General features: G+C 60.9%; 23 protein-coding genes. 18 read left to right on the plus strand and 5 right to left on the minus strand.

Going from position 1 to position 22,117, the window contains the following annotated elements; translation table 11 throughout:
• The first annotated feature begins 156 nt into the window (after positions 1 to 156).
• The gene (ccoS, locus tag AC0L2X_RS21420; protein ID WP_352779411.1) at positions 157 to 312 is read left to right on the plus strand and encodes a cbb3-type cytochrome oxidase assembly protein CcoS; all 156 of its coding nucleotides are present in this window, start codon (positions 157 to 159) and stop codon (positions 310 to 312) included.
• A 217-nt stretch (positions 313 to 529) separates the two neighbouring features.
• On the opposite strand, the gene AC0L2X_RS21425 is transcribed toward ccoS, so the two are convergent.
• Both AC0L2X_RS21425 and AC0L2X_RS21430 read right to left on the minus strand, forming a co-directional pair.
• The gene (locus AC0L2X_RS21425; protein WP_292656670.1) at positions 530 to 799 is read right to left on the minus strand and encodes a DUF6455 family protein; all 270 of its coding nucleotides are present in this window, start codon (positions 797 to 799) and stop codon (positions 530 to 532) included.
• Between the two features lie 133 nt (positions 800 to 932).
• A complete protein-coding gene (locus tag AC0L2X_RS21430) occupies positions 933 to 1,742 on the minus strand; it encodes a universal stress protein (RefSeq protein ID WP_473562274.1) in 810 nt (269 codons plus the stop codon).
• A gap of 275 nt (positions 1,743 to 2,017) precedes the next feature.
• On the opposite strand from AC0L2X_RS21430, the gene AC0L2X_RS21435 reads away from it, so the two are divergent.
• Both AC0L2X_RS21435 and fixJ read left to right on the plus strand, forming a co-directional pair.
• Positions 2,018 to 3,505, plus strand: a complete 1,488-nt coding sequence (locus AC0L2X_RS21435; RefSeq protein WP_473600339.1) for a PAS domain S-box protein — start codon at positions 2,018 to 2,020, stop codon at positions 3,503 to 3,505.
• A complete protein-coding gene (gene fixJ / locus AC0L2X_RS21440; RefSeq protein WP_473600280.1) occupies positions 3,495 to 4,109 on the plus strand; it encodes a response regulator FixJ in 615 nt (204 codons plus the stop codon). Before AC0L2X_RS21435 ends, fixJ begins: the two co-directional genes overlap by 11 nt.
• Here the strand turns inward: fixJ and AC0L2X_RS21445 are convergent.
• Positions 4,106 to 4,330: a hypothetical protein gene (locus AC0L2X_RS21445; RefSeq protein WP_473600281.1), complete on the minus strand. Its 225-nt coding sequence runs from the start codon at positions 4,328 to 4,330 to the stop codon at positions 4,106 to 4,108. The genes fixJ and AC0L2X_RS21445 overlap by 4 nt on opposite strands.
• A gap of 291 nt (positions 4,331 to 4,621) precedes the next feature.
• Here AC0L2X_RS21445 and AC0L2X_RS21450 point away from each other — a divergent pair, with 291 nt between their 5' ends.
• The 5 genes from AC0L2X_RS21450 (at position 4,622) to AC0L2X_RS21470 (ending at position 8,769) form a co-directional block, all read left to right on the plus strand.
• Positions 4,622 to 5,068: a pyridoxamine 5'-phosphate oxidase family protein gene (locus tag AC0L2X_RS21450; protein WP_473600282.1), complete on the plus strand. Its 447-nt coding sequence runs from the start codon at positions 4,622 to 4,624 to the stop codon at positions 5,066 to 5,068.
• 169 nt (positions 5,069 to 5,237) lie between these two features.
• Positions 5,238 to 5,687 carry a thioredoxin TrxC gene (gene trxC, locus AC0L2X_RS21455; protein WP_473562270.1) on the plus strand — a complete coding sequence of 150 codons (450 nt, stop codon included), beginning with the start codon at positions 5,238 to 5,240 and terminating at the stop codon, positions 5,685 to 5,687.
• A gap of 12 nt (positions 5,688 to 5,699) precedes the next feature.
• The gene (locus tag AC0L2X_RS21460; RefSeq protein ID WP_473600283.1) at positions 5,700 to 6,956 is read left to right on the plus strand and encodes an MgtC/SapB family protein; all 1,257 of its coding nucleotides are present in this window, start codon (positions 5,700 to 5,702) and stop codon (positions 6,954 to 6,956) included.
• A 675-nt stretch (positions 6,957 to 7,631) separates the two neighbouring features.
• Positions 7,632 to 8,279, plus strand: coding sequence for a helix-turn-helix domain-containing protein (locus AC0L2X_RS21465; protein ID WP_473560721.1), 648 nt, complete (start codon positions 7,632 to 7,634; stop codon positions 8,277 to 8,279).
• Between the two features lie 220 nt (positions 8,280 to 8,499).
• A complete protein-coding gene (locus AC0L2X_RS21470) occupies positions 8,500 to 8,769 on the plus strand; it encodes a hypothetical protein (RefSeq protein ID WP_473560723.1) in 270 nt (89 codons plus the stop codon).
• An 86-nt stretch (positions 8,770 to 8,855) separates the two neighbouring features.
• Here AC0L2X_RS21470 and AC0L2X_RS21475 read toward each other — a convergent pair whose 3' ends face one another.
• Both AC0L2X_RS21475 and AC0L2X_RS21480 read right to left on the minus strand, forming a co-directional pair.
• The gene (locus AC0L2X_RS21475) at positions 8,856 to 9,422 is read right to left on the minus strand and encodes a type II toxin-antitoxin system VapC family toxin (protein WP_473560725.1); all 567 of its coding nucleotides are present in this window, start codon (positions 9,420 to 9,422) and stop codon (positions 8,856 to 8,858) included.
• Between the two features lies 1 nt (position 9,423).
• Entirely contained in the window at positions 9,424 to 9,843 is a 420-nt protein-coding gene (locus AC0L2X_RS21480; RefSeq protein WP_473600284.1) for a hypothetical protein, read from the minus strand.
• A 459-nt stretch (positions 9,844 to 10,302) separates the two neighbouring features.
• On the opposite strand from AC0L2X_RS21480, the gene AC0L2X_RS21485 reads away from it, so the two are divergent.
• The 10 genes from AC0L2X_RS21485 to AC0L2X_RS21530 all read left to right on the plus strand — a co-directional run bounded on the left by AC0L2X_RS21485 (position 10,303) and on the right by AC0L2X_RS21530 (position 22,034).
• Complete coding sequence (locus tag AC0L2X_RS21485; protein ID WP_473600285.1) at positions 10,303 to 11,058, plus strand: DUF4172 domain-containing protein; 756 nt, start codon at positions 10,303 to 10,305, stop codon at positions 11,056 to 11,058.
• A 60-nt stretch (positions 11,059 to 11,118) separates the two neighbouring features.
• Positions 11,119 to 11,583: a GNAT family N-acetyltransferase gene (locus AC0L2X_RS21490; RefSeq protein ID WP_473560732.1), complete on the plus strand. Its 465-nt coding sequence runs from the start codon at positions 11,119 to 11,121 to the stop codon at positions 11,581 to 11,583.
• Between the two features lie 543 nt (positions 11,584 to 12,126).
• Positions 12,127 to 13,173, plus strand: coding sequence for an NAD(P)-dependent alcohol dehydrogenase (locus tag AC0L2X_RS21495; RefSeq protein WP_473560734.1), 1,047 nt, complete (start codon positions 12,127 to 12,129; stop codon positions 13,171 to 13,173).
• A 344-nt stretch (positions 13,174 to 13,517) separates the two neighbouring features.
• The gene (locus tag AC0L2X_RS21500; protein ID WP_473600286.1) at positions 13,518 to 14,429 is read left to right on the plus strand and encodes a carbohydrate ABC transporter permease; all 912 of its coding nucleotides are present in this window, start codon (positions 13,518 to 13,520) and stop codon (positions 14,427 to 14,429) included.
• A complete protein-coding gene (locus AC0L2X_RS21505; RefSeq protein ID WP_473600287.1) occupies positions 14,429 to 15,328 on the plus strand; it encodes a carbohydrate ABC transporter permease in 900 nt (299 codons plus the stop codon). Before AC0L2X_RS21500 ends, AC0L2X_RS21505 begins: the two co-directional genes overlap by 1 nt.
• 47 nt (positions 15,329 to 15,375) lie before the next feature.
• Positions 15,376 to 16,905, plus strand: a complete 1,530-nt coding sequence (locus tag AC0L2X_RS21510) for an ABC transporter substrate-binding protein (protein WP_473560829.1) — start codon at positions 15,376 to 15,378, stop codon at positions 16,903 to 16,905.
• Between the two features lie 65 nt (positions 16,906 to 16,970).
• The gene (locus tag AC0L2X_RS21515) at positions 16,971 to 18,500 is read left to right on the plus strand and encodes a xylulokinase (RefSeq protein ID WP_473600288.1); all 1,530 of its coding nucleotides are present in this window, start codon (positions 16,971 to 16,973) and stop codon (positions 18,498 to 18,500) included.
• Positions 18,493 to 19,818 (plus strand): iron-containing alcohol dehydrogenase, encoded by a 1,326-nt coding sequence (locus AC0L2X_RS21520; RefSeq protein WP_473560741.1) that lies wholly within the window; start codon positions 18,493 to 18,495, stop codon positions 19,816 to 19,818. The genes AC0L2X_RS21515 and AC0L2X_RS21520 overlap by 8 nt, the downstream gene beginning before the upstream one ends.
• 77 nt (positions 19,819 to 19,895) lie before the next feature.
• Entirely contained in the window at positions 19,896 to 20,978 is a 1,083-nt protein-coding gene (locus AC0L2X_RS21525; protein WP_473560743.1) for an ABC transporter ATP-binding protein, read from the plus strand.
• On the plus strand, positions 20,979 to 22,034 hold the full coding sequence (locus AC0L2X_RS21530) for a hypothetical protein (RefSeq protein WP_473600289.1): 1,056 nt from the start codon (positions 20,979 to 20,981) through the stop codon (positions 22,032 to 22,034).
• Positions 22,035 to 22,117: the final 83 nt, after the last annotated feature.

A 22,117-nucleotide genomic window follows, 5' to 3' on the forward strand; every position in this document is an offset into this window, starting at 1 on the left:
GCACGTCACACCGTTGATCGCCGCAATCGCGATGTCCGCCTCGTCGCTGCTTGTCATCGGAAATGCATTACGCCTGGCGTCCTTTGCGGCGACCGCACCGGAGACGGCGGGCAGGCGCGGCAACCGGTCTGCCACCGGCGCACTGGCGCGATCATCATGACGACGCTCGTCTATCTGATACCTGTGGCCCTATTCCTCGGCGCTCTTGGGCTATCTGGGTTTCTGTGGGCTTTGAGGAGCGGGCAATATGAGGACCTCGACGGAGCGGCGGAGCGCATCCTCATCGACCGAGATGACAGACTGGAAAGCTGACTGGCTCCGCTGTGCCGGCGTGATGGCGATGGCGCCGGCACTACCCGTCGAAACTGATGAAGATCAGGGCGCGGATAAGGGATTGAAGGGGTGATCCTGGGCGCATCGCTGGCCGAGGAGCCGTGAGTGACAACCTCTTATGGTCTCTTCTTGGTTGACCGCCATGGGGCGGCCAACGCGTCGTTAGTGACGCAAACTGCCATTTGGCCGGGGACTCCTATCGCTGACCGGCCGCATGCTGCAGCCGCGCGATCAGGTCGCGATTGCGGCAATAGTCTGGCGGATCGTCGGCTTGCTGCTGCTCGTCGAGCCAGGTCGAGCATTCATCCTGGTGCCCGCAGGCGCGGCAGCGGTCCACCGCCCGATTGGTGACGGCTATATTGTCTGGAACGATCTTCAATTGTTTGTCGACGCCGAGCTTCCGCATCATGCGGCCCATCAAGGCTGTCCTGGCGTCAACTGAGATCAGGTAGTCGAGAAAAGTCATGTCGGTCACTCCCGTTTCCCGCCATATCATTGTCATCTCGGCGACCGCTGCATTGATCTCGGTCAACGGGCTATCTGCCGACCGTGATACTTGCGTGAATGCCGCAACTGGCGGACTTGCGATGGGCCGGGGGTCAATACGACATGAGGCGGTTGATGCTGCTTTCTTCGATCAGCGTGCGCGTGACTCCACCGAATGCCCATTCGCGCAGGCGGCTGTGGCCATATGCGCCGGAAACGATCAGATCGGCGTTGATTGAGCGCGCAAATGCCAACAGATGCTCACCGTCAGCGTCGCCGCGGATGAACTCGGTCCGCGCCATGATGCCGTGATGCTCAAGAAAGACTGCGACATCGGCGAGGCTGTCACGGATGCCGTCGTCACGCTCGCTGTCGATTGTGGCGATGACGACGTCGTTGGCCTTGGCCAAGAAGGGCAATGCGTCGGTCAGCGCCCGTCGCGCCTCCCTGGTGTCCTTCCAGGCGACCAGCACGGTCTTTGCCACATGTTCGATATGGCTTGCAGCGGCGAGTACTGGCCGGCCTGTGCCGAGTAGAAGGCTACCGATATCGACAGTGCGATAGACATTTTCTCCTTTGTCGCCGCTGGTCACGATGAGGTCGGCCGCACGGGCCGAAACGCTGAGGAAACGCGTCGGGCTGCAGACGGCTTGACCCCATTCGCTTGAGATCGAGGCAGGAACGAGCCTCTCGAAGTCGGCGCGCAGTTCGGCGAGCCGTTTTTCGATTTGCGTTCGCTGGATCAGCATGATCTCGCCTTCGTAGACCATGCCGTCGCCAGTCGCGACCAGAGGCGGGACATCCGCAGCTGCGAGGCCGATAAGGTGAGCGCCGAAGCGTTCAGCAAGTTCAACCCCGAGGCTCACAATGGCCGCAGGAGGTGCATCGATGGCGAGGTTCACGATAATTGATTTGTAGGACACTGGAGCCGCCTTTCGCTGGAGCAGTTGAATGCAGCATGAGGGTGCATGGGCCTGCGGCGCCTTGATGCGGGTCAAAGTGCATTAGTAACCGCCTTGATCGCGACTATTTGGCATCATGGTTTTGCGTGTGCAGAAACAGCGATGAATGATAACTAGGCTGCGTTGCGGGTTCCCTGATCAAAGGACTTGATTTGGACGACGGACAAACACGTGACTTGTCGACCGACGTTCGCGGCCAGGGGCAGACCACGGCCGAACACGACCGGCTGGCCCAGATGTTCGAGCAAGCCCCCGGTTTCATGACATTGATGCGTGAGCCGGGTCATATCTATGAGTTGACCAACGCCGCCTATCAGCGCCTGATCGGCCAAAGGCAAGTGATAGGAAAGTCGGTGCGCGAGGCCCTGCCCGAGCTTGAGGGCCAGGGTTTTTACGAACTGCTGGACCAGGTGTACGAAACGGGCGAACCCTACAGAGGTCAGGGCGTGAAGGTAGCCCTTCGCAACAGCCATGACGAGCCGGTCGAAGAGCGCATCCTCGATTTCGTCTATCAGCCCATCAAGGCCGACGACGGTCGCGTCACGGCTATTTTCGTCGAAGGCACCGATGTTAGCGAGCTTTCCTTTGCGAACGCCGCCCTCCGCTTGCGCGAAGATCATTTGCGTTCGATCCTGGCCACGGTGCCTGATGCAATGGTCGTCATCGATGAACAAGGCCTCATTCAATCCTTCAGCACGGCTGCCGAAACGCTGTTCGGCTACCAGTCGAGCGAGGTGCTCGGACAAAATGTCAGTCTGCTGATGCCGTCGCCCTATCGCGAAGAGCATGACGCTTATCTGCACCGCTATCTGACGACCGGTGAGCGCCGCATCATCGGGCTCGGCCGCACCGTCACTGGAATGCGCAAGGATGGCTCAACCTTTCCGATGGAACTTGCCGTCGGTGAAATGCATCCTGGGACCGGCCGCTTCTTTACCGGCTTCTGCCGGGACTTGACCGAACGCTACAGAGCGGAAGCAAGAATACAGGAGCAGCAGCAGGAGCTCCTGCACATGGCGCGGTTTACCGCGCTGGGCGAAATGGCTTCGACATTAGCGCATGAGATCAACCAGCCTCTCACGGCAATCACGAACTACCTTAAAGGCAGCCGGCGGCTTCTCGAAAAAAGCACGGAAGAGAACGCGCCGATGTTGAGGGAGGCCGTGGAAAAGGCAGCGGAACAGGCCTTGAGGGCCGGAGACGTCATTCGCCACCTTCGGGACTTCGTCGCAAGAGGCGAGAGCGAGCGCCAGGTCGAACGCCTGCCCGCGTTAATCGAGGAAGCCTCGTCGCTCGCCCTGGTCGGTGCAAGAGAAATTGATGTCCGCGTCACCTACAAGCTTGATCCCGCCGCCGAACTGGTCTTGACGGACCGCATCCAGATTCAGCAGGTCCTGCTCAATCTGATGCGCAACGCGATAGAAGCCATGCAAGGTGTGCCACGCCGTGAGTTGCAAGTCATGACCTTGGCCCGTGACGACGGGATGGCAGAGGTAAGCGTGGTCGATACAGGCACCGGTCTCGCGCCTGAGATCTCCGCTCAACTTTTCCAGCCATTTGTCACCACCAAGAAACAGGGCATGGGCGTCGGCCTCTCAATTTGCCGTACCATCGTTGAGTCGCATGGTGGCCACATCTGGGCAGAGGCAATGCCCACTGGAGGAACCGCATTCCGGTTCACCTTGCGTATCGTGGAGAAGGAAGAGGTCGCCAATGACCGGTAACCATCTGGTGCACGTCGTCGACGACGACGTCGACGTTCGCAAATCGCTCGGTTTTCTCCTGGCGACGGCTGATTTCGCCGTGCGCCTGTACGAATCGGCGACAGCTTTTCTGGCTACGGCCACGGGCCATCTCGACGGCTGCATTGTGACCGATGTGCGCATGCCGGGCATTGACGGCATCGAGTTCCTGCGACAGCTCCGGACCCGCGGGCATACGCTTCCGGTCATTGTCATGACGGGTCATGCCGATGTGGCGCTCGCTGTTCAGGCGATGAAGGAAGGTGCCGCCGACTTCATCGAAAAGCCGTTTGACGACGAGGTGCTGATCGAAGCGATCCGCTCCGCTTTGGACAGTCGCAATCGGACGGAGGCGACACACCCACAAAACGCGGAAATCCGCGGTCGTCTGGCGGCCCTGTCGGAGCGGGAGCGACAAGTGCTGGATGGCCTTGTGTCCGGCCTGCCGAACAAGACGATTGCCTACGATCTTGGCATCAGCCCGCGCACAGTCGAGATCCATCGTGCCAATGTCATGAGCAAGATGGCCGCGAGCAGTCTGTCGCATCTCGTGCGCATGGCTTTGGTTGTGGAGCCCAACCGTTAAAGCGAGTCAGTAAGAGACCTGTGGTTGTTTGCCGGGATCGTATCCGGCACCCAGTCTCGCCAGTGGGTCGGGTGAACGTCGATGCGTGCGCGGGAGGCGGCGTTCTTCCAGCCTTCCCACTCCTTGATGCAAGGAAAGACAAGCGCGTGTTCGCCGTCCTCGTCGAGGACGGCGAGTTCCAGTTCACGATCGAACGGAGCGCTTGAGATCGGCTTCCACATCATCCCCTATGATGGGTGGAAGCAGCAGGCCCCGCCTTGATCTGGATCATTTTCCAAATCCCCACTCCGGCATGGACGCTGACAATTGACATGGGCCGCCATGCGAGTCGCCGGCGGGCCTAGCCACGGTTGTCGATTCGTCTGTCGGCCGACCGACTCCTTGATCGTGATCAATGACCTCCCCTGCGGCAGGGCTACGATCGGCGATGCCGGATATCAGAGTCGGCCGGATATCAGAGTCGATGGAGCACCGGCGATACCGTGCTGTCACGAAAACAGGAGATCGCGCCAATGCTGATCCGCACGCTTTCTGCTTTGGAATGTACAAGATTGCTGACGGCCAACCGTGTCGGCCACTTGGCATGCGCCAAGGATGGACAGCCCTACGTCGTGCCATTCTACTATGCCCACGCCGACAATCACCTTTATGCATTTTCCATGCCGGGCAAAAAGGTCGACTGGATGCGTGCCAATCCGCCGGTGTGCGTCCAGGTCGACGAACGCGGCCAAGGACGGGCATGGAGAAGCGTGGTTGTCGACGGTGTCTATGAAGAACTGCCTGACCGGATCGGCTACAAGGTCCAGCGCGACCATGCATGGTCGGTGTTGAGCAAGCACGTCGACTGGTGGGAGCCTGGCGCTCTGAAACCGGTTACGCCTCCTGTTTCGGACAGCACTCCGCATGTTTTCTTCAGGATCATTATCAAGCAGGCGTCGGGTCGGGAAGCAAAGGAATAGCGTGCTTTCCCGTCCGAACACCGTACGGGCACACTGCCGGCGTCAATTGTGCCGGGCAATCCGTTTCATGCTAAATCGTCCATCGCCAAAACAAAATTGGAAGTGCTAGCCAGCTTAGGGACCCGTATTCTCTGGCGCAGGTAGAAAATGATACCAGTGGTGAAGGGCGATGGCGCAGGAAAATCTGGTGGTTTGCAGCAAATGCGGCGGCATCAATCGACTGCCGCCAGCGCGCAATGCCAAAAACGCAAAATGCGGAAAGTGCGGGAAAAAGCTGTTCTCAGGTCACCCCGACGACGTTGATGAACGAATCTTCGATCGCCAGGTCAAGCGAGGCAGCCTTCCCGTTGTCGTGGATGTCTGGGCGGCATGGTGCGGGCCCTGCAAGATGATGGCGCCCGCATATGAAGCCGCAGCAAACGAACTGGAACCGCATATTCGGCTGATCAAGCTCAACTCCGATAATGAGCAGGCCGTTTCAGCCAGGCTCGGCATTCGCGGCATCCCGACCATGATCCTGTTCCATGGCGGACATGAGGTTGCGCGCACATCCGGCGCAATGAATGCGGGGCAAATCGTCAGGTGGATCCGCGACCACCTGCCGATGGCCGGCGCCTGAAGCCCACAAATCGTGGATCCGCTCATCGCCCGGCTCGGACTTGCACTGACCATAGGCCTGCTCGTCGGACTGGAGCGCGGCTGGCGAGAGCGGGATGCGCCCGATCGTAGCCGGACGGCCGGAATTCGAACCTACGGCATATCCGGTCTGCTCGGCGGCCTTCTCGCAGCGCTGGCCGATGCTCTCGACGCAGTGTCCGTGCTGGTCGGTGGTTTCATCGCCTTTGCGGCAATCTTCGCCTGGTACAAGGCGCGTGAGGCAGCCCATGATGAGGATTTCAGTGTCACGGCGGTAATAGCAGCCCTTTGCGTATTCACGCTCGGTGCGTTGTCCGTCGCTGGCGATTACCGCGCCGCTTCTGCAGGAGGAGCGGCACTCGCCGCCATCCTTGCCAGTCGCGAAGTCCTACACGGCCTCCTGAAGCGACTGTCCTGGATCGAGCTTCGTTCCGCGCTGATCCTGGCTGTGATGAGCGCGATCGTCCTGCCCTTGCTGCCAAACCGGACGTTGGACCCATGGGGCGGTTTCAATCCGTGGGAAGTCTGGTTGCTCACGGTGCTGATGGGGTCGATATCGTTCGCCGGCTATGTCGCCGTTCGCGTCCTTGGAACCGCACGCGGGCTGCTCGTCAGCTCGCTCGCAGGCGCGATCGTCTCTTCCACCGCCGTAACCGTGGCGCTGGCCCGCAACGCCGTGTCGGCAAGCAATCCTCTGCCGCTCGCTGGCGCGGCGTCGCTGGCCGCAATGGTTTCTTTGCTACGCGTCTGCGCCGTGGTTCTGATCGTCGAGCCAAGCGTGTTCCCTTCGGTCGGCATTCCCGCAATTGCCGCGGCGCTCTCCTTCGCTGTTTGCGGAGCATTGCTCCTGGCTCGGGATAGCGGGGATCGCAAGGGTGCCGCCGTCGCGCGAAATCCCTTCGACCTCGGCCCGTTGCTGCTCTTTGCCCTGCTGTTTGCGATCGTCGCGACCGCGAGCGCTGCACTGGCTGCTCAATTCGGCGGACGCGGCTTGCTGGCGAGTTCGGCGCTTGCGGGCACATTCGATGTTGATGTGTCGGTGCTCAGTGCCTTGCGCCTGGTCAAGCATTCGGTCCCTGTCGAGACCGTTGGCCAGGCGGTGCTCGCGGCGCTGGCAGCAAACGCGATCTGCCGCCTGTCGCTGGCCGCATTTGCCGGCCCGATCAGGTTCTGGTTGCCGCTCGCAGGTGCAACGCTCGTCGCCGCAATAGCCGGCTACGGCACGATGTTGCTGCCCTCGACTTTCTGGTAGCGCCGAGAACCGGCCTCTTTTGACGCCGATGTCAAGCCGGACAGCCGCTTTGTGAAACTCCGAGAAGGAGTACGCCATGATCAGCTTGAAGGGTCTCCCGAGATTCCGGCACGTCCGGCTGCTGCCAAGCCGCCTTGGAGGTAACCCATGCCGCCGGCGCATCTTGATTGTTTCTCGGGCATCCCGATCCATCGCCGCACCGGCTCTGCCGTAGTCTCGCCAGGGCCTACGCCAAGGGTGCGGAACTGGCGGGGCATGTCGTCCGCCGGGTCGACCTGGCGGCACTCGATTTTCCAATGCTTCGGACGGTGCAGGAGTTCGAGCACGGCGCGATTCCCGACTGCCTGAAGCACGCCGCTGAAGCGAGCTTCACCCGCCTTGTCGCCGCGGCAGCTCTGAGCAGTCTTTGTGGGGGCAAAACAAGGTGTCGGCCGGGCCTCTACCCGGACGGTGACCTCGGTGGAGCGCCCACGATGATACTGTCTCACCTCCACTTATCCCAATTTCGCGCACTGGAACCGTCGAGGCCGCGTCGGACGAGACACCATCAACGAAGCCTTCCCCACCGCGGCATCGCCTCTCAAGTGCTACGTAGTTTCCCGTAGGGACATAACCGAATTTCGCGACCTGCGGATTCGCGCGATTGCTGTGTTACGGATCAACCGGGAAACAGCCATGCACGCCCAATCGAGCTCCAGAATTTCACTGCCGACGCACCCCGTACAGTCGCGCCTGCCTACGGCGTTCGATCCGACACCGCTACAGCCGGTTAGCTTCTTTCCCTCCGGTTCGGAAATCTATGCGCAAGGTGAAAAGGCAGGAGCGTTCTATCAGGTGGAGTTTGGCGCCGTGCGTGTTTACCGCCTGCTTGCCGACGGTCGCAGGCAGATAAGCGCTTTCCATCTGGCCGGAGAGACGTTCGGTTTCGAAGCCGACACCACCCATCATTTCTTCGCCGAAGCCATCAATGCCACCAGTGTCCGCGTCTTCCGCTTTGCCACTGGTGCGGATCTCTCCCGCCAGTTGCTGCCGCTGGCTCTCAAGGGCCTGACGAGAGCGCAGGAGCATCTCTTGGTCCTCGGCCGCCAGAATGCCATCGAACGCGTCGCCGCGTTCCTGGTCGACATGGGGGAGCGGCAGGGCGGCTTGCGGCAGGTCGAACTGCCGATGTCGCGCATGGATATCGGCGACTATCTCGGCCTCACCATCGAGACCGTGTCGCGGGTTTTCACCCGGCTGAAGGACAAAGGCGTCATCCGCCTGCTCAATCTGCGCAGCATCGAGATCATCAAGCACGACGTGCTTCATGCCATGAGCGAGTGAGGCTACTTGGCCACGTGCGCGTGGCAGAGCGTAAGCGTTGCCGCTTCAAGCCCAAACGCTTGCGAAGGGTCAGCAATAATACACAGGCCGGGATTTCAGTTTGAAGTGCGCTGCGTCCGGTTGCCGGCCGGCCATGCCTATATGCTGACCAATTTGCCTATGACAAGGCGCCGTTCAGGGCACATCCTCGAGAGCCTCCCTTGCCCTGCCGCCCAATCCGATGCCCGCGCCGGACCTCGCACACGCCGCGCGCCAGGAGATCGTGCTGCAGGGCGGCATGACGGGCGGCGACAAGCTGAAGGGCGCCGATGGCATGATGGGCGGCGGCATGGGCATGCCCGGAATGAATGGCCGCGCAGCTTCGCCATGCGATCACCGGCAGATGTCGATCTTTGCCTTCTGGCAGCTCGAACAGCTTTTCATTTCACGCGTATCGGCTGACGACTGGGGAAAGGGGTTCCAAAACGACGCGGATAATGCTCCCAAATAGGCGGACGGTTATTCTTGGGGGCATTTTCAGCGCGGCCACGCTGACCGGCATTCTCAGCGACAATGATGGTATCCTGGGAGTGACGATCAGGCTTGCCGGTAAAACAGCGCGCGTCCGGTTGGAATTAGCTGAAGAAGATAATCGAAGTCGCTGATGTTCGCAGTGAGCACCGTGAACCCTAGCTTCTGCGCCTGCAGGAACAAGACACAATCCTGAAGCGCGCGGAGGCGAGCATCTTTCTGGTAGCCCTGAAGGCGGCACATGATGCCTGACAGCAGCGCAGCTTTTCCAAGCACGTCCGGATCCGGTGCGAAGACACGATGCGGGTGCATGCCGCGAACGGTAGCGCCAATCTGTTTGATTGCACTCTTTGTACCTGGATGCTTGGGGTCTAGCACGCCCACGGTGTGCATGAGTTCCTGGATGGCAACCGTCGAATGATTACTCAGTCTGAGATCGAGCAGATCGGCGACAACATCCGGAGCATGGCCCTGCAAACCATCAATGTAGACACAGGTATCGAGCATCAGCTCTTGCCCCGCCTCGGCAGTATCACCGAGGAACGGAAGGTCGTCGTCCTTGCGCCGAGACAGCTGTTCCTGAGGATCGAAACGCGCCCAGCGGACAGAACTGGCAAAATCGAAGTCAGTCAACTCAGAACCCGAGCTTAAGCGTCGGATCGACGGTGCCTCTCGTCTTTCTGAAGGTCTGTCCGAAATTGTCGTCGAGTGCGACATTGGCGAGGGCGAATTCGATCAAGTCGGTGTCAGTCTTAATCCCGGTCTGCCTCTTGGCTTTTTCGATCAGCGCCGGACTGATACGACCACCGATCCGCGTGCTCTTCTCACCCAGCAGGCCAGAATGTTTCGCCGCCTTCATGACAGCTTCAAAACGGGTTCTGCTCACCGCGACAGACTTGCCGGTCTTTGTTGCCCGACCAGTCTTCGGAAATGGCTCGCCAGCCTTCGTCGTCATTTCGATCATACCGGCCATACCGGCGCGCTTCTGAATGGCAGATCTGCCTTGCCGTTCCGCGGTACCAGCCGTGTGTTTCTTCCTCGCTGCCTTCGCCATGACGCAGCCTCCAATGTCTAACATTTAACAATTTCGTCCAACATAACATGGTTGAGCCAATTTTCAAGGAGCCACCGAAATGCGACATCCATCGCGGCAGCAGGCGACATCGTAGAACGCGATCGCACCCGGCCAACGTCATTTCTCGTATGCCGAAATTGAAGATGGTGAGCTTGCCGACGGCCGCTGCGAGCCACCACTGAGAACGGCATTGCAGTACCGGTATGTATCGCCGAAAAACAGGCGCTCCAATTCGAAATTTCGAGTTCCTGGCGCTCGATTGTTGTCGGGCCGCTTGCCGACGATAGCAAAAGAACGCCTCCTCGACAGTGGATCTTGCTGTATGGCGGTCTACAACTCGAACCACGTTGCCAGTTTGTTGACGTATCCGACCGGACTCTGAGGCATAGCTGGGGTGCTATAGCTCACCTTCGCGGCATCATGAGTTATGGAGGCATCATGCGTTATAGAAAGGTGCTCTATAGCTCACGGTATGGAATTGGGCGCAGGCCAGACTGGCCGCATTTTACTTATGATCAGAAGCTATTGGAACCGCTGGAAAGCGAGTTCCTGTTGCGATCGGGGGAGTTCCTGGGCGTCTTTCGTCATATCGGTACCGACGGTCGCGACCAGATCCGCATCGACCTTATCAGCGAAGAGGCCTTCAAGACATCCGCGATTGAAGGGGATACCTCAGCCGCGAAAGTCTGCAATCGTCCTTACGCCAGCAACTTGGCCTGGGAGGCGAGACGAGGCACATTCCGCCGGCCGAGCGCGGCATCGCTGAAACGGTGGTTGATGTTTACTTGCATTTTTGCCGATGCACTCTCGCATCCCCATCGGGAGCAGAAAGTGGATGTTCATTTGTTAGTCTATGTGACGCACATCGTTGCGACAGGAGTGATCCCAATGCCGCGCAAACAGCCCCCGATCGAACGAGAGACGCCCAACCGCGTCGAACGCCTCGGATTCCGGCTGGATGAAGAGACTAAAGATCTTATCGAGCGGGCAGCGCATCTGTCACGACGCAAAGTCAGCGACTTCTGCATCACTGCGCTTACTGACGCCGCGCGTCGGACGATCGCCGAGCATGAGACGTTGGTGCTGTCCAATCGCGACCGCGCCGCATTCTTCGACGCGCTGAGCAATCCGCCAGAGCCGAGTGAACGGCTGGTCCGCGCCTTGGCCGAGCACAAGCGCCGGGTCGCTTCCTGAACGTGGCGGCGTCTCGGCGAGATTTGAAGATCGTGGCGCTCGCGTCGCATCACAACCGGGATGGCTTTGCCTGCGGCGTCGGCCAGCCTCGACCGTTATCTTCGGACGCAGGCAAGCCAGGACGTGCGGCGCAAGGCGAATGGGGTCTTCATACTAGTGGAGCCTGACAAACCGAATATCGTGCTGGGCTATTATACGCTTTGCGCAACCGGCGTTGCACAGGGCGACATGCCGGCCGCAGCGCGCAAGCACATCCCGCGTTATCCGCTGGTCAGCGCCACGTTGGTCGGACGGCTGGCGGTCTCGGAAGCCCGGCAGGGCGAACGCCGAGGTGCGATGCTTCTCGCCGACGTCGTGCGGCGCGCCTATGCGAGCGCGGCCACAGTCGGTTCCTCGAAGCTGGTAGTGGATGCCACCAGCGAGCGCGCCGCTGCCTTCAATGAGGGAAACGGCTTCGTGCGGCTGCCGGACTCCCTCCGGCTGGTCCTACCGATGCACACAATCCAGCAACTGGCGGAGCCATGATCGACACAGCACCTACATCGCCTAACGCGGAGCGTTCGCCGTCGGACCGCGACGGGTTCGGCCACCCTGTGCTATGCCGAAACCCTCAGAAGCATGTCGCATACCAGTAAAAGACCCCCTTTCGTCGTGCTTCGGCACCCCGTCATGTGCTCTGTCGCTGGGGTGGCCAAAGCCGGGTGACGATGAAACATCGCGTCACGCGTCCCCTGTTGCGCCGCTTTGCCAAAACAGAACCGAAAAAATGGGCGAATTTTGTGTGCACCGAACGTGCACGCCGCCCCTCTAAACACTGGCTTCCTATTCTGTTGCCCCAACCCATCACTGGCTATCTCAGAGCACCCTGGATGATCCAAACGCTAATTTGGCAGCGGCATGGTGGCCTTCAAAGCCCCTTGGCCCTGGAAGCTGGTACGCATAGTCGGAATGAGGCAACACCCTTTTCCGAACGGGATTTTGAAGCCGCGGATAAGCGGCTATGATGAGCGTGCCGATGCTCAAGGTCGATGAGACCTCCAACAATCGGCTTTAGAGGAGACTACGTCGATGACGAACGTGCGCGCCCTTGTTCTTGAACGCCAGCACGAACTCAAGCTGCGTGAGATCGATCTGCCGCAGACCGTGGGGCCGGGCGAAGTTCGCATCAAAATCCATACGGTGGGCATCTGCGGCTCCGACGTGCACTACTACACGCATGGCCGCATCGGCCCGTTCGTGGTCGAAGCGCCGATGGTTTTGGGCCACGAAGCCGCCGGTACCGTCGTCGAAACAGGCGAAGGCGTCGAGCATCTGAAGGTCGGCGACCGCGTCTGCATGGAGCCGGGTGTCCCCGATCCCAATTCGCGGGCGAGCCGGCTCGGCCTCTACAACATCGATCCGGCGGTCAGGTTCTGGGCAACGCCGCCGATCCACGGCGTGCTGACGCCCTATGTCGTCCACCCCGCCAACTACACTTTCAAACTGCCCGACAATGTCAGCTTTGTCGAAGGCGCCATGGTGGAGCCTTTCGCCGTCGGCATGCAGGCGGCTGCCAAAGCAAAGATCGCGCCAGGCGACACGGCGGTGGTGATTGGCGCCGGACCGATCGGCACGATGGTGGCGATCGCTGCGCTCGCCGGCGGCTGCGCCCGCGCCATTGTCGCAGATCTCGCCCAACCCAAGCTCGACATCGCCGGTGGCTATCAAGGCGTGATCCCGGTCAACATCCGCGACAAGAGCCTGGCGGCGGAGGTAAAGGGCCTGACTGATGGCTGGGGTGCCGACGTTGTCTTTGAATGCTCGGGCTCGTCCAAGGCATGGGAGACCCTGCTCGATCTGCCCCGGCCCGGTGGCGCGGTGGTGGTGGTCGGCCTGCCGGTGGCGCCTGTGACCCTCGACATTGCCACCGCCTCGACCAAGGAAGTCCGCATCGAGACTGTGTTCCGATATGCCCACCAATATGAGCGGGCAATCGCGCTGATGGGGTCGGGCCGGGTCGACCTAAAACCACTCATTTCGGCGACCTTCGCCTTCGAAGACTCCATCACCGCATTTGATCGCGCGGTCGAAGCTCGGCCGGCGGACGTAAAGCTTCAAATCCGATTCCCGGATTAAGGCGAGCTCCTCCAAAGCCTTCGGACTGTCCTCCCGATCTCCTCGATGCGTTGCGTAACTTCTTGGGCCGCCAAAGCGGCGGCAGCCCTGGGCCCTTTTGATTTGACACACGGCATTTGCCGGCGGCGTTCCCTCCAAAAACAACTCCATACCCGGCCATGACGGCATTCCCTGGGATCGCGAGCAATCCCTTGGGCGCTGACGGAACTGACACTTGACAAATCGGCGGCCGTCCGACACGCTCTTAACAAAAGGCACAACAAACTTACAAAAGTTCAAGTTGGCACAATCTGGCCGATAGGGAGAAGGCCGATGCGTCTCTGTGACCAAGCGGAGATTTGCGCGTGAGCACGGTGACCGTGACCCGCGAAATGCCCAGATGGGCCCTGCCCCGGTTCATGACGGCCGAGCATCCTTTTCCCTGGCTCGCGCCAATCACGGTGATGCTTCTCGTTTTCGGCATCTATCCCCTCGCCTATTCGGTCTGGCTGTCGTTTCACAAACGCAATGTCGTCTCCCGGCAACTTGACTTCGCCGGGCTCCACCAATGGACGCGCGCCTTCTCGGATGCGCGTATGTGGCATTCGTTGGAAACGACGCTGATCTACACCTTCGTCGCGCTTGCGGTTCAGCTTGCGCTCGGCATCCTCATTGCCCTTCTGCTTGACACCGATCGCAAAGGTTACGGCGTGCTGCGGGCGCTGATGACACTGCCGCTGGTGGTGCCGCCTGCGGTGACCGGAATGATGTTCCTGCTGATGCAGGACGGCTCTTTCGGGGTCCTGTCGTTCTACCTCTATGCCCTCGACCTGATCTCGCCGGCACAGCCGATCCTGACGCAGCCCGGAACCGCATTGGCGGCGATCCTGCTGGCAGACATATGGCAGTGGACGCCGTTCATGGTGCTCATCATCCTGGCAGGGCTCAGGGCGCTGCCGAAGGAACCTTTCGAAGCCGCCGCGATCGACGGCGCCAACGGCATCCAGACGTTCTGGCGGCTCACATTGCCGATGCTGCGCAAGGTGATAGCGGTCGCGGTGCTGATCCGCGGCGTCGATCTCTTTCGCATCTACGACTACGTCTACATCATCACCGCCGGCGGGCCAGGCACGGCCACCGAGACGCTTTCATTCTACGCGGGTCGAATCTACTTCACCGGAGATTTTCCCTATGCCGCGACCCTGTCGCTGATCGTGCTCGTCGTCTTGATCGTCGTGTCGAACCTGTTCGTCAGGCTGTTCAAGGTGAGGTTCTGATGGAGTCGTCGCGCGCCCAAGCGATTACCCGTGACGTGCTCGCCGTCCTGGTGGTGGCGATCTTCATGTTCCCGATCGCGTGGTGGGCGCTGTCGTCCATCAAACCCTATTCGGCGATCTTCGACCGCAGCGGGCCGGTCTACGTCGGTTTCACACCGACGCCGGACAATTACCGCGTGACCTTGCTTGGCGTCTCACGCGTCGACATCGGCATGGAACAGGGCGGCGAGGCGGCCGGGGTCATCAAGGGTGGCGCCAGTTCCTACGATTCCCGCCAGTCGTTGCTCGACAGCGCCACCATAGCCGTCGGATCGACGGCGCTGACGCTGCTGCTGGCCACTCTGGCCGCCTATTGCCTGTCGCGAATGCAGTTCAGCGGCCAGCAGTCCTTCCTGTTCTGGATTCTCTCGCAGCGCTTCATGCCGCCAATCGCGATCGTCATTCCGATCGTTTTCATGTTCCGCGATCTCGGCTTGCGCGATACTTATACGGGCCTCATCCTCGTTCACAGTTTGATCAACCTGCCGCTGGCGGTTTTGCTTTTGAAATCGTTCTTCGACGATGTTCCGCGCGAGGTTGATGAGGCGGCGCTGATTGACGGCGCGACGCGCTGGCAGACGTTCCGGCGCGTGGTCCTTCCCATGGTCAAGGGCGGCATCGCTGCGACGGCCGTGCTGTGTTTCATCTTTTCGTGGACCGAGTTCCTGCTCTCGCTGTTCCTGACAACGTCGATCCGCACTGTGCCGGTGAAGATCTCGACTTTTGTCACCTCGACCGCGACCGAGTGGGGCTACATCACAGCGCTCGGCACGTCAGCCATCATACCCAGCTTCATCTTTATCCTGCTGGTTCAACGGCATCTGGTCCGCGGCCTCACCCTCGGATCCCTGAAGGAGTGAGGCGCAGACGAGAAGAACGACGACAAAAACGCAATGGAGGAACGATCATGAGCTTCAGTGAACACGACAAGAAGACATTCGTCGCCGATACCTGCAACGATTTTACGGCGCGCCGAATAACCAAACGCGACTTCATGAGGAAGATGGCGCTTGCTGGTGTCGGCTTTTCTGCCTTCGGGTCGGCCATGCTAGGAGGCGGCCGTACCAATCGGGGGGTGCTGGGGCTCGGGGTTGAGGAAGCCCGCGCCCAGGACGCCGATATGCTGAAGTGGCTGGCCGACGTCGGCAAGCCATATGCCGGCACCAAAATCCGTTATACTTCGGAAGCGACGCCGCCAACGATCGTGGCCAACCAGCTTGTCGCGGGTGAATTCACAAAAGCAACCGGCATTGAGGTGGAAGTCGAGATCGTGCCGCTGGAGCAGGTTCTCGCCAAGGCGACGCAAGACGTACAGGGCCAGCTTGGTACGTACGACGTCTACTATCTCGACCAGTCCTGGATGGCGACATTTGCCCAGGATGTCGTCGATCCGCGCGAGTATTATGACCAGAACAAAGAACTGGCGATGCCCAACTTCGACTGGGACGATTTCTCCAAGCCGCTGGTCGACGGCATCGCCATGTACAACGGTAAACAGTGCGGAATTCCATTCGATATTCCGATCTTCATCCTGATGTACCGCAAGGATCTTTTCGACAAACACAACATTGCGCTGCCGACAGACCTCGACGCCTACCTCAAGGCCGTTCAGGCGCTCACAGAGGCAGAAAAAAGCAACGGCATCTTCGGCACAGCATGCCAGGCGAAGTCAGGCCACTATTCGCTGGAATGCGACTGGACCTTCGCATTGTGGGGCCATGGCGGTTCCATCTTCAACAAAGACAAGAAGTTTGTCGGCAATGACGAGCGCGGCGTGGCCGGGCTCAAATTCTATCAGGAGCTGGTCAAGAACTCGCCGCCGTCGGCGACGACTTGGACCTGGGACGGCCAGGGACAGGCCCTGACACAGGGTCAGGCCGCCATGGCAATCACCTGGGGCGAAGATTTCCCCGGCTTCGACGCCAATGATTCCAAGGTCAAAGGCCTGTTCGAGGCCCTGCCCGCGCCCAAGGAAGTTCCTGGTCGTCGCGCCGCCGCCGATTGCGGCTTCAACGAAATCCCGGCCGTTGGTCACCAGGGCGGCTCGACGATTTCGCTGTCGCAATATTCCAAGAACAAGGAAGCAGCATGGCTGTTCATGCAGTGGGTCTGCTCGAAGGATGTGATGGCGCGGGTATCGACGCTCGGCGGCGGCGCCTCGCCGATGCGTAATTCCTCTTTTACAGACCCTCGGGTCAAGGCGAAGGCCGTTGTCGGCCCCGGAACGACACGTCATTTCGACGCGATCAAATACACTATCGACAATCAGATGGGATCGGAGCCGGACATGCCGATTTGGGCGGATCTGTCGAACAACGACATCCCGGTTGAGCTCGGCAAATTGCTTACGGGCCAAGACTATGGCGGCGACGCGAAGGCATGCCTGGATGCCATAGCCGGGATTGTCGACGGCAAAGTCAAGGATGCCGGTCTTTAGCGGCTAATCGGTGATTTGGGCGAAGGCGGCTTCGGCCGCCCTCGCCGTTTGGCAATGTGGCGGCAATGGTTCCGGATCTCGTCATCGGCATTGATTCCTCGACCTCGGCTACCAAGGCGATCGCCTGGGACCGCAATGGTCTGGCCGTGGCTGAAGGTCGTGCACCGCTTGCGCTGTCCAACCCGCGTTCGGGCTATTTCGAGCAGGATCCGGCCGAATGGTGGGCCTCGACGGTCACGGCGCTTCGTGCTGTCGCGGCAACAGTTTCGCCGGCACGCATTGCCGCCCTTGCGATTGCCAACCAACGCGAGAGCTTCGGCCTTTTCGATGAGCAGGGCCAGGCAGTCGGGCCCGCAACGCTCTGGCTCGATGAGCGCGCCCGGGGGAAAGCACGGCGCTTCGGCGAGAGTTTCGGCGCGGCACGCGTCCACGCAATATCCGGCAAGCCGCTGGACGTCATTCCTTGCCTTTACCGCATGATCTGGTTTCGCGAGGAAGAGCCCGAGATTTTTGCCCGCGTGGAGCGGATGGCCGAAGTCCACGGCTATCTGGTGTTTCGCTTGAGCGGCCGATGGGTGACGTCCACCGCATCCGCCGACCCGATGGGCATACTCGATATGCGCGCTATGGACTGGTCGAACGACATACTGGACGCGGCAGGCGTCGCCCGGCGCATGATGCCGGACCTCGCGCGGCCCGGCACCGTTCTGGGCCAACTGACTTCGGAAGCGGCCATTTCGACGGGCCTGCGCGAGGGCACGCCGATCGTCGCCGGCGGCGGCGATGGTCAATGCGCCGGCACGGGCGCGGGTGTGTTACAGCCGCGATGCGCTTACATCAACCTCGGCACGGCGGTCGTCTCCGGCAGCTTCGGCACGGACTACGTCCACGACCTGGCCTTCCGCACCGAGACGGCGGTCGCCGATGACGGCTATATTTACGAGACGTGCCTTCGCGCCGGCACTTTTCTTGTCGACTGGATGGCGCGCGAAATGCTCGGCGCCGATCTGCATGGCGCAAATGATGCCCTGGAGACGCTCGAGGCCGAGGCCGCTGCCAGCCCGATCGGCGCAGGCGGCATAATGCTCCTGCCCTACTGGCAGGGCGTCATGGATCCGCACTGGGATAGTACGGCCCGTGGTGTTGTTGCTGGGCTTTCGGGCTCGAGCCGCCGCGGCGACATCTATCGCGCCGTGCTGGAAGGCATAGCGCTGCATCAGGCCGCGACAAGTCAGCGGGCCGCTGCGGCTGCCGCCCAGACCATCGACCAGTTCATAGCGATCGGCGGAGGAGCGAAGTCCGACCTGTGGATGCAAATTCTGGCGGATGCGCTCGATCGTCCTATAAAACGTTCGACGACCGTCGAAGCCTCCTCGCTTGGCGCGGCGATGTCGGCGGCAAAGGGCGTGGGCTGGTTTTCCACCATCGCCGAAGCGGCGCTCGCAATGGCCAGCGAGCCGGCCAAAACCTTCGAACCCGACACCAAACGTGCCGCGCTCTACGCCGAGCTTCTTGCGATCCATGCCGATCTTTGGCCAACGCTTTCAGCCTGGAACCAGCGCCTCGCAGCCTTCATGGAGGCCGATCATGGCTGAAACGACCAACTGGAACGCGTTGATCGAGGACGTTGTCGCGGGACGCTGGACAGATCCCAAGACCGGCGCGGCCGCGGTCCTGCCGTTCCAGACGATCGAACTGCTGGAGACGACGGAGGGCCGCGAGTCGGATCTTGTTGCGCCCCTGGCGCTAGGCAGCCGCATCGCTGTTGTATCGGATATCAACACCGTCGATGTGATGGGCCAACGCGTCGCGAGGGCGCTGCGTGCCATCGCCGACATCGACGAAATCGTGCTGCCTGACGGCCTCGACTGCGATGAGGCAACGATCCAGATGGTCAGGGAGAAGACGCGTCACGCCGAAGGGGTCGTGGCCGTTGGGTCCGGCGTCCTCAACGACAGTTGCAAGCACGCAACCTTTCTCGACGAGCGGCCCTATGCCGTCTTCGGCACGGCAGCCTCGATGAACGGCTATGGCGCCTCGACAGCGTCGGTGACCTTGGCCTCCGGGCTCAAGATCTCGCTGCCCTCGCACGCTCCGCGGGGCATCTTCCTGGACCTTGGTGTTTCGGCCGCAGCACCCTCCTGGCTCAGCGCCGCCGGGCTTGGCGACAGCCTCTGCCGGTCCACCGCCCAGATCGACTGGTGGGCTTCATATCGGCTGTTCGACACCTACTATTCCGAGGTGCCTTACCTGCTACAGGCGGGCGACGAGGAGCCGATGCTGGCCCACGCGCCTGGCCTTGCCAGGCATGACATCACCGCCGTCGGGCATCTCCAGCGCGTTTTGACGCTGTGCTCGATGGGTGTGTGCTTTGCCGGCGTTTCCCATCCCGGGTCCATGGGAGAGCACCAGATTTCCCATTGGATCGACATGTTCGCGCAAGACCATCATCCCGGCACCACGCACGGCCAGCAGGTCGGGGTTGCCTCGCTGGTCATGGCCCGTCTGCAAGCGCGGCTGCTCGACATGGATGAACCGCCGCAGGCAAAGCCGACCGTCATCGACGAGGCGGCAATGCTGGCCCGCTATGGCGCGCAGCTTGGATCACTGTGCATTGCCGAGATGAAGAAGACGGCACTCGACGCCAACCAGACGGAAGTGTTCAACCGCAGGCTTGCGGAAATCTGGCCTGCGCTGCGCCAGGAGGTTCGGCCGATGGCAATGCCGGTCGCCCGCATGGAGGCAGCACTCAAGGCTGCGGGAGGTCCGGTCACCGGCGCGGAACTAGGCCTGCCGCGTGCGCTTTGGCACGATGCCATTCGCTATTCGCGAGAAATCCGCGGCCGATGGTCCTTCATCAATCTGGCCGCCGATGCAGGGTTGCTGGAAGAGTTTCTGGAGAACGAATGGTGAGAGCTCATCCGATCGCCAACGGCTCGCATGGCGAAAACGAGATCCAACCGGCAAGGGCAATCGAAGGGTAGCAATTTATGGCGTCTGTCACCATCAGCAACATAAAGAAGGACTATGGCGCCCTCTCGATTATCGATGGACTCGATCTCTCGATCGAGGATGGCCAGTTCGTCGTTTTGTTGGGGCCGTCCGGCTGCGGCAAGTCCACGCTGTTGCGCATGATAGCCGGTCTCGAGCCGATCACGTCCGGTGAGATCGCCATAGGCGACAGGGTCGTCAACACGCTCCATCCCAAAGACCGCAACATCGCGATGGTCTTCCAGAATTACGCGCTTTATGCGCACATGACCGTCTTCGACAACATGGCCTTTTCCATGCAGTTGAAGAAGCGCCCAACCGAAGAAATCAAACAGAAGGTCGGGTGGGCGGCATCGATCCTCAACCTGACACCCTATCTGGAACGGTATCCGCGCCAGCTTTCGGGCGGCCAGCGCCAGCGCGTCGCCATGGGCCGCGCCATCGTGCGAGACCCAACTGTATTCCTGTTCGACGAGCCGCTGTCCAACCTCGACGCCAAGCTGCGCGTGCAGATGCGCACCGAAATCAAGGAGCTCCACCAGCGGCTGAAGACCACCACGGTGTATGTTACGCATGACCAGATCGAGGCCATGACCATGGCCGATGTCATCGTCATCATGCGCGACGGCCATATTGAGCAGATCGGACGCCCGCTCGATGTCTACGATCGCCCGGCAAACCTGTTCGTCGCCTCTTTTATCGGCTCGCCCGCAATGAACATGTTCCATGGCGAGGTGGCTTCCGAGCGCGACGCCTGGGTGGTGCGGACCGACGAGCTATCCCTCCCGCTCCCGCCAGGGGCTGCGGTCCGGCCCGGCCAAAAGGTGATCTACGGCATTCGCCCCGAACATCTTCGACCAGTGGCCGACGGACGCGGCATCCCGGCGAGGATTACGGTTGTCGAGCCGACTGGCCCCGAAATCCACATCTTTGCCAGCATGGGCAACACCGCAATCTGCTCGGTGCTGCATGACCGCATGGAGCCCTCTCCTGGAGCTGTGATCCATCTGGAGCCGGCGCCTGAGCGAATCCACCTGTTCGACGAAGGCAGCGGCGAGCGGCTGGACAAGGGAAGAAGTTGAATGGCGCAGATAATTATCCTCGGCGCCGGCGTCATGGGCGCTGCCATGACGCTTCCGGCCGCTCACGCTGGTAACCACATCACTCTTGTCGGCACTCATCTCGACGAGGAGATCGTCGGCTCGGTGGCCAGCACAGGCCGTCATCCACGCCTCAATATCACTCTGCCCGACGCGGTGACCGCCTGTGCCTGGACCGAATTCGGGGCGGCGATGAACAATGGACCCGATCTGCTTGTACTCGGCGTCTCGTCGGCCGGCGTTCCCTGGGCGATCGAACGCATTGCAGAAAGCATCAAGTCGCCCGTGCCGATCCTGATGATTACGAAAGGACTTGCAGCAAGCGACGAAGGCGTGGAAATCCTGCCGTATCTGCTTGCCCGCGAGATCGAGCAACGCACTGGCTTGTCTGCCCCTGTGATGGCCGTCGGCGGACCGTGCATTGCCGGCGAACTGGCCGCACAGCGCGACACCTCTGTGATCGTGGCCGGGCACAATCCCGACCAGGTGGCCGCGGCGTCCCGCCTTCTGCGCGCGCCCTTCTATCATGCGCGACCGTCATCCGATCTCGTCGGCGTCGAGATCTGCGCCGCTTTCAAGAATTTCTACACACTCGCCGTTGGGGCTCCCGTCGGGCTGCTGGAGCGCGACGGCAGGGCGCCCAATGGTGCGCTCATGCACAATCTTGCCTCGTCACTTTTCTCGCAGTCCCTCGCCGAGATGGCGATTCTGGTCGAAGCTCTGGGTGGAAAGATCGAAACAGTGCTGGGGCTGGCCGGCTCCGGCGATCTTTATGTGACCTGCCAGGCGGGCCGTAACGGTCGCATGGGGCGCCTGCTCGGCCGCGGCCTGCCCTATTCCGTGGCGAAGCGCGAACATATGAGTTCGGACACGGTCGAGGGCGCGCAACTGGCGCTGGACCTTGGTCCGACTTTGAAGAATATGATGGCCCGGGGCGTACTTCCCCATGATCGCCTGCCGCTGACGAGGGCCATCATCGACGCAATTTGCCATGATGCTCCGCTGGTTTTGTCCTTCGACCGCTATCATCGAAGCTAGAGGAGCCGGGAAACGCGATTGATGCCTCATATCGATGGGCACATGGCTCGGCCGAGCCCGCTCTGGACCCGCTGCGGCGGAGT

It is taken from the genome of Mesorhizobium sp. WSM4828 (assembly GCF_055811175.1).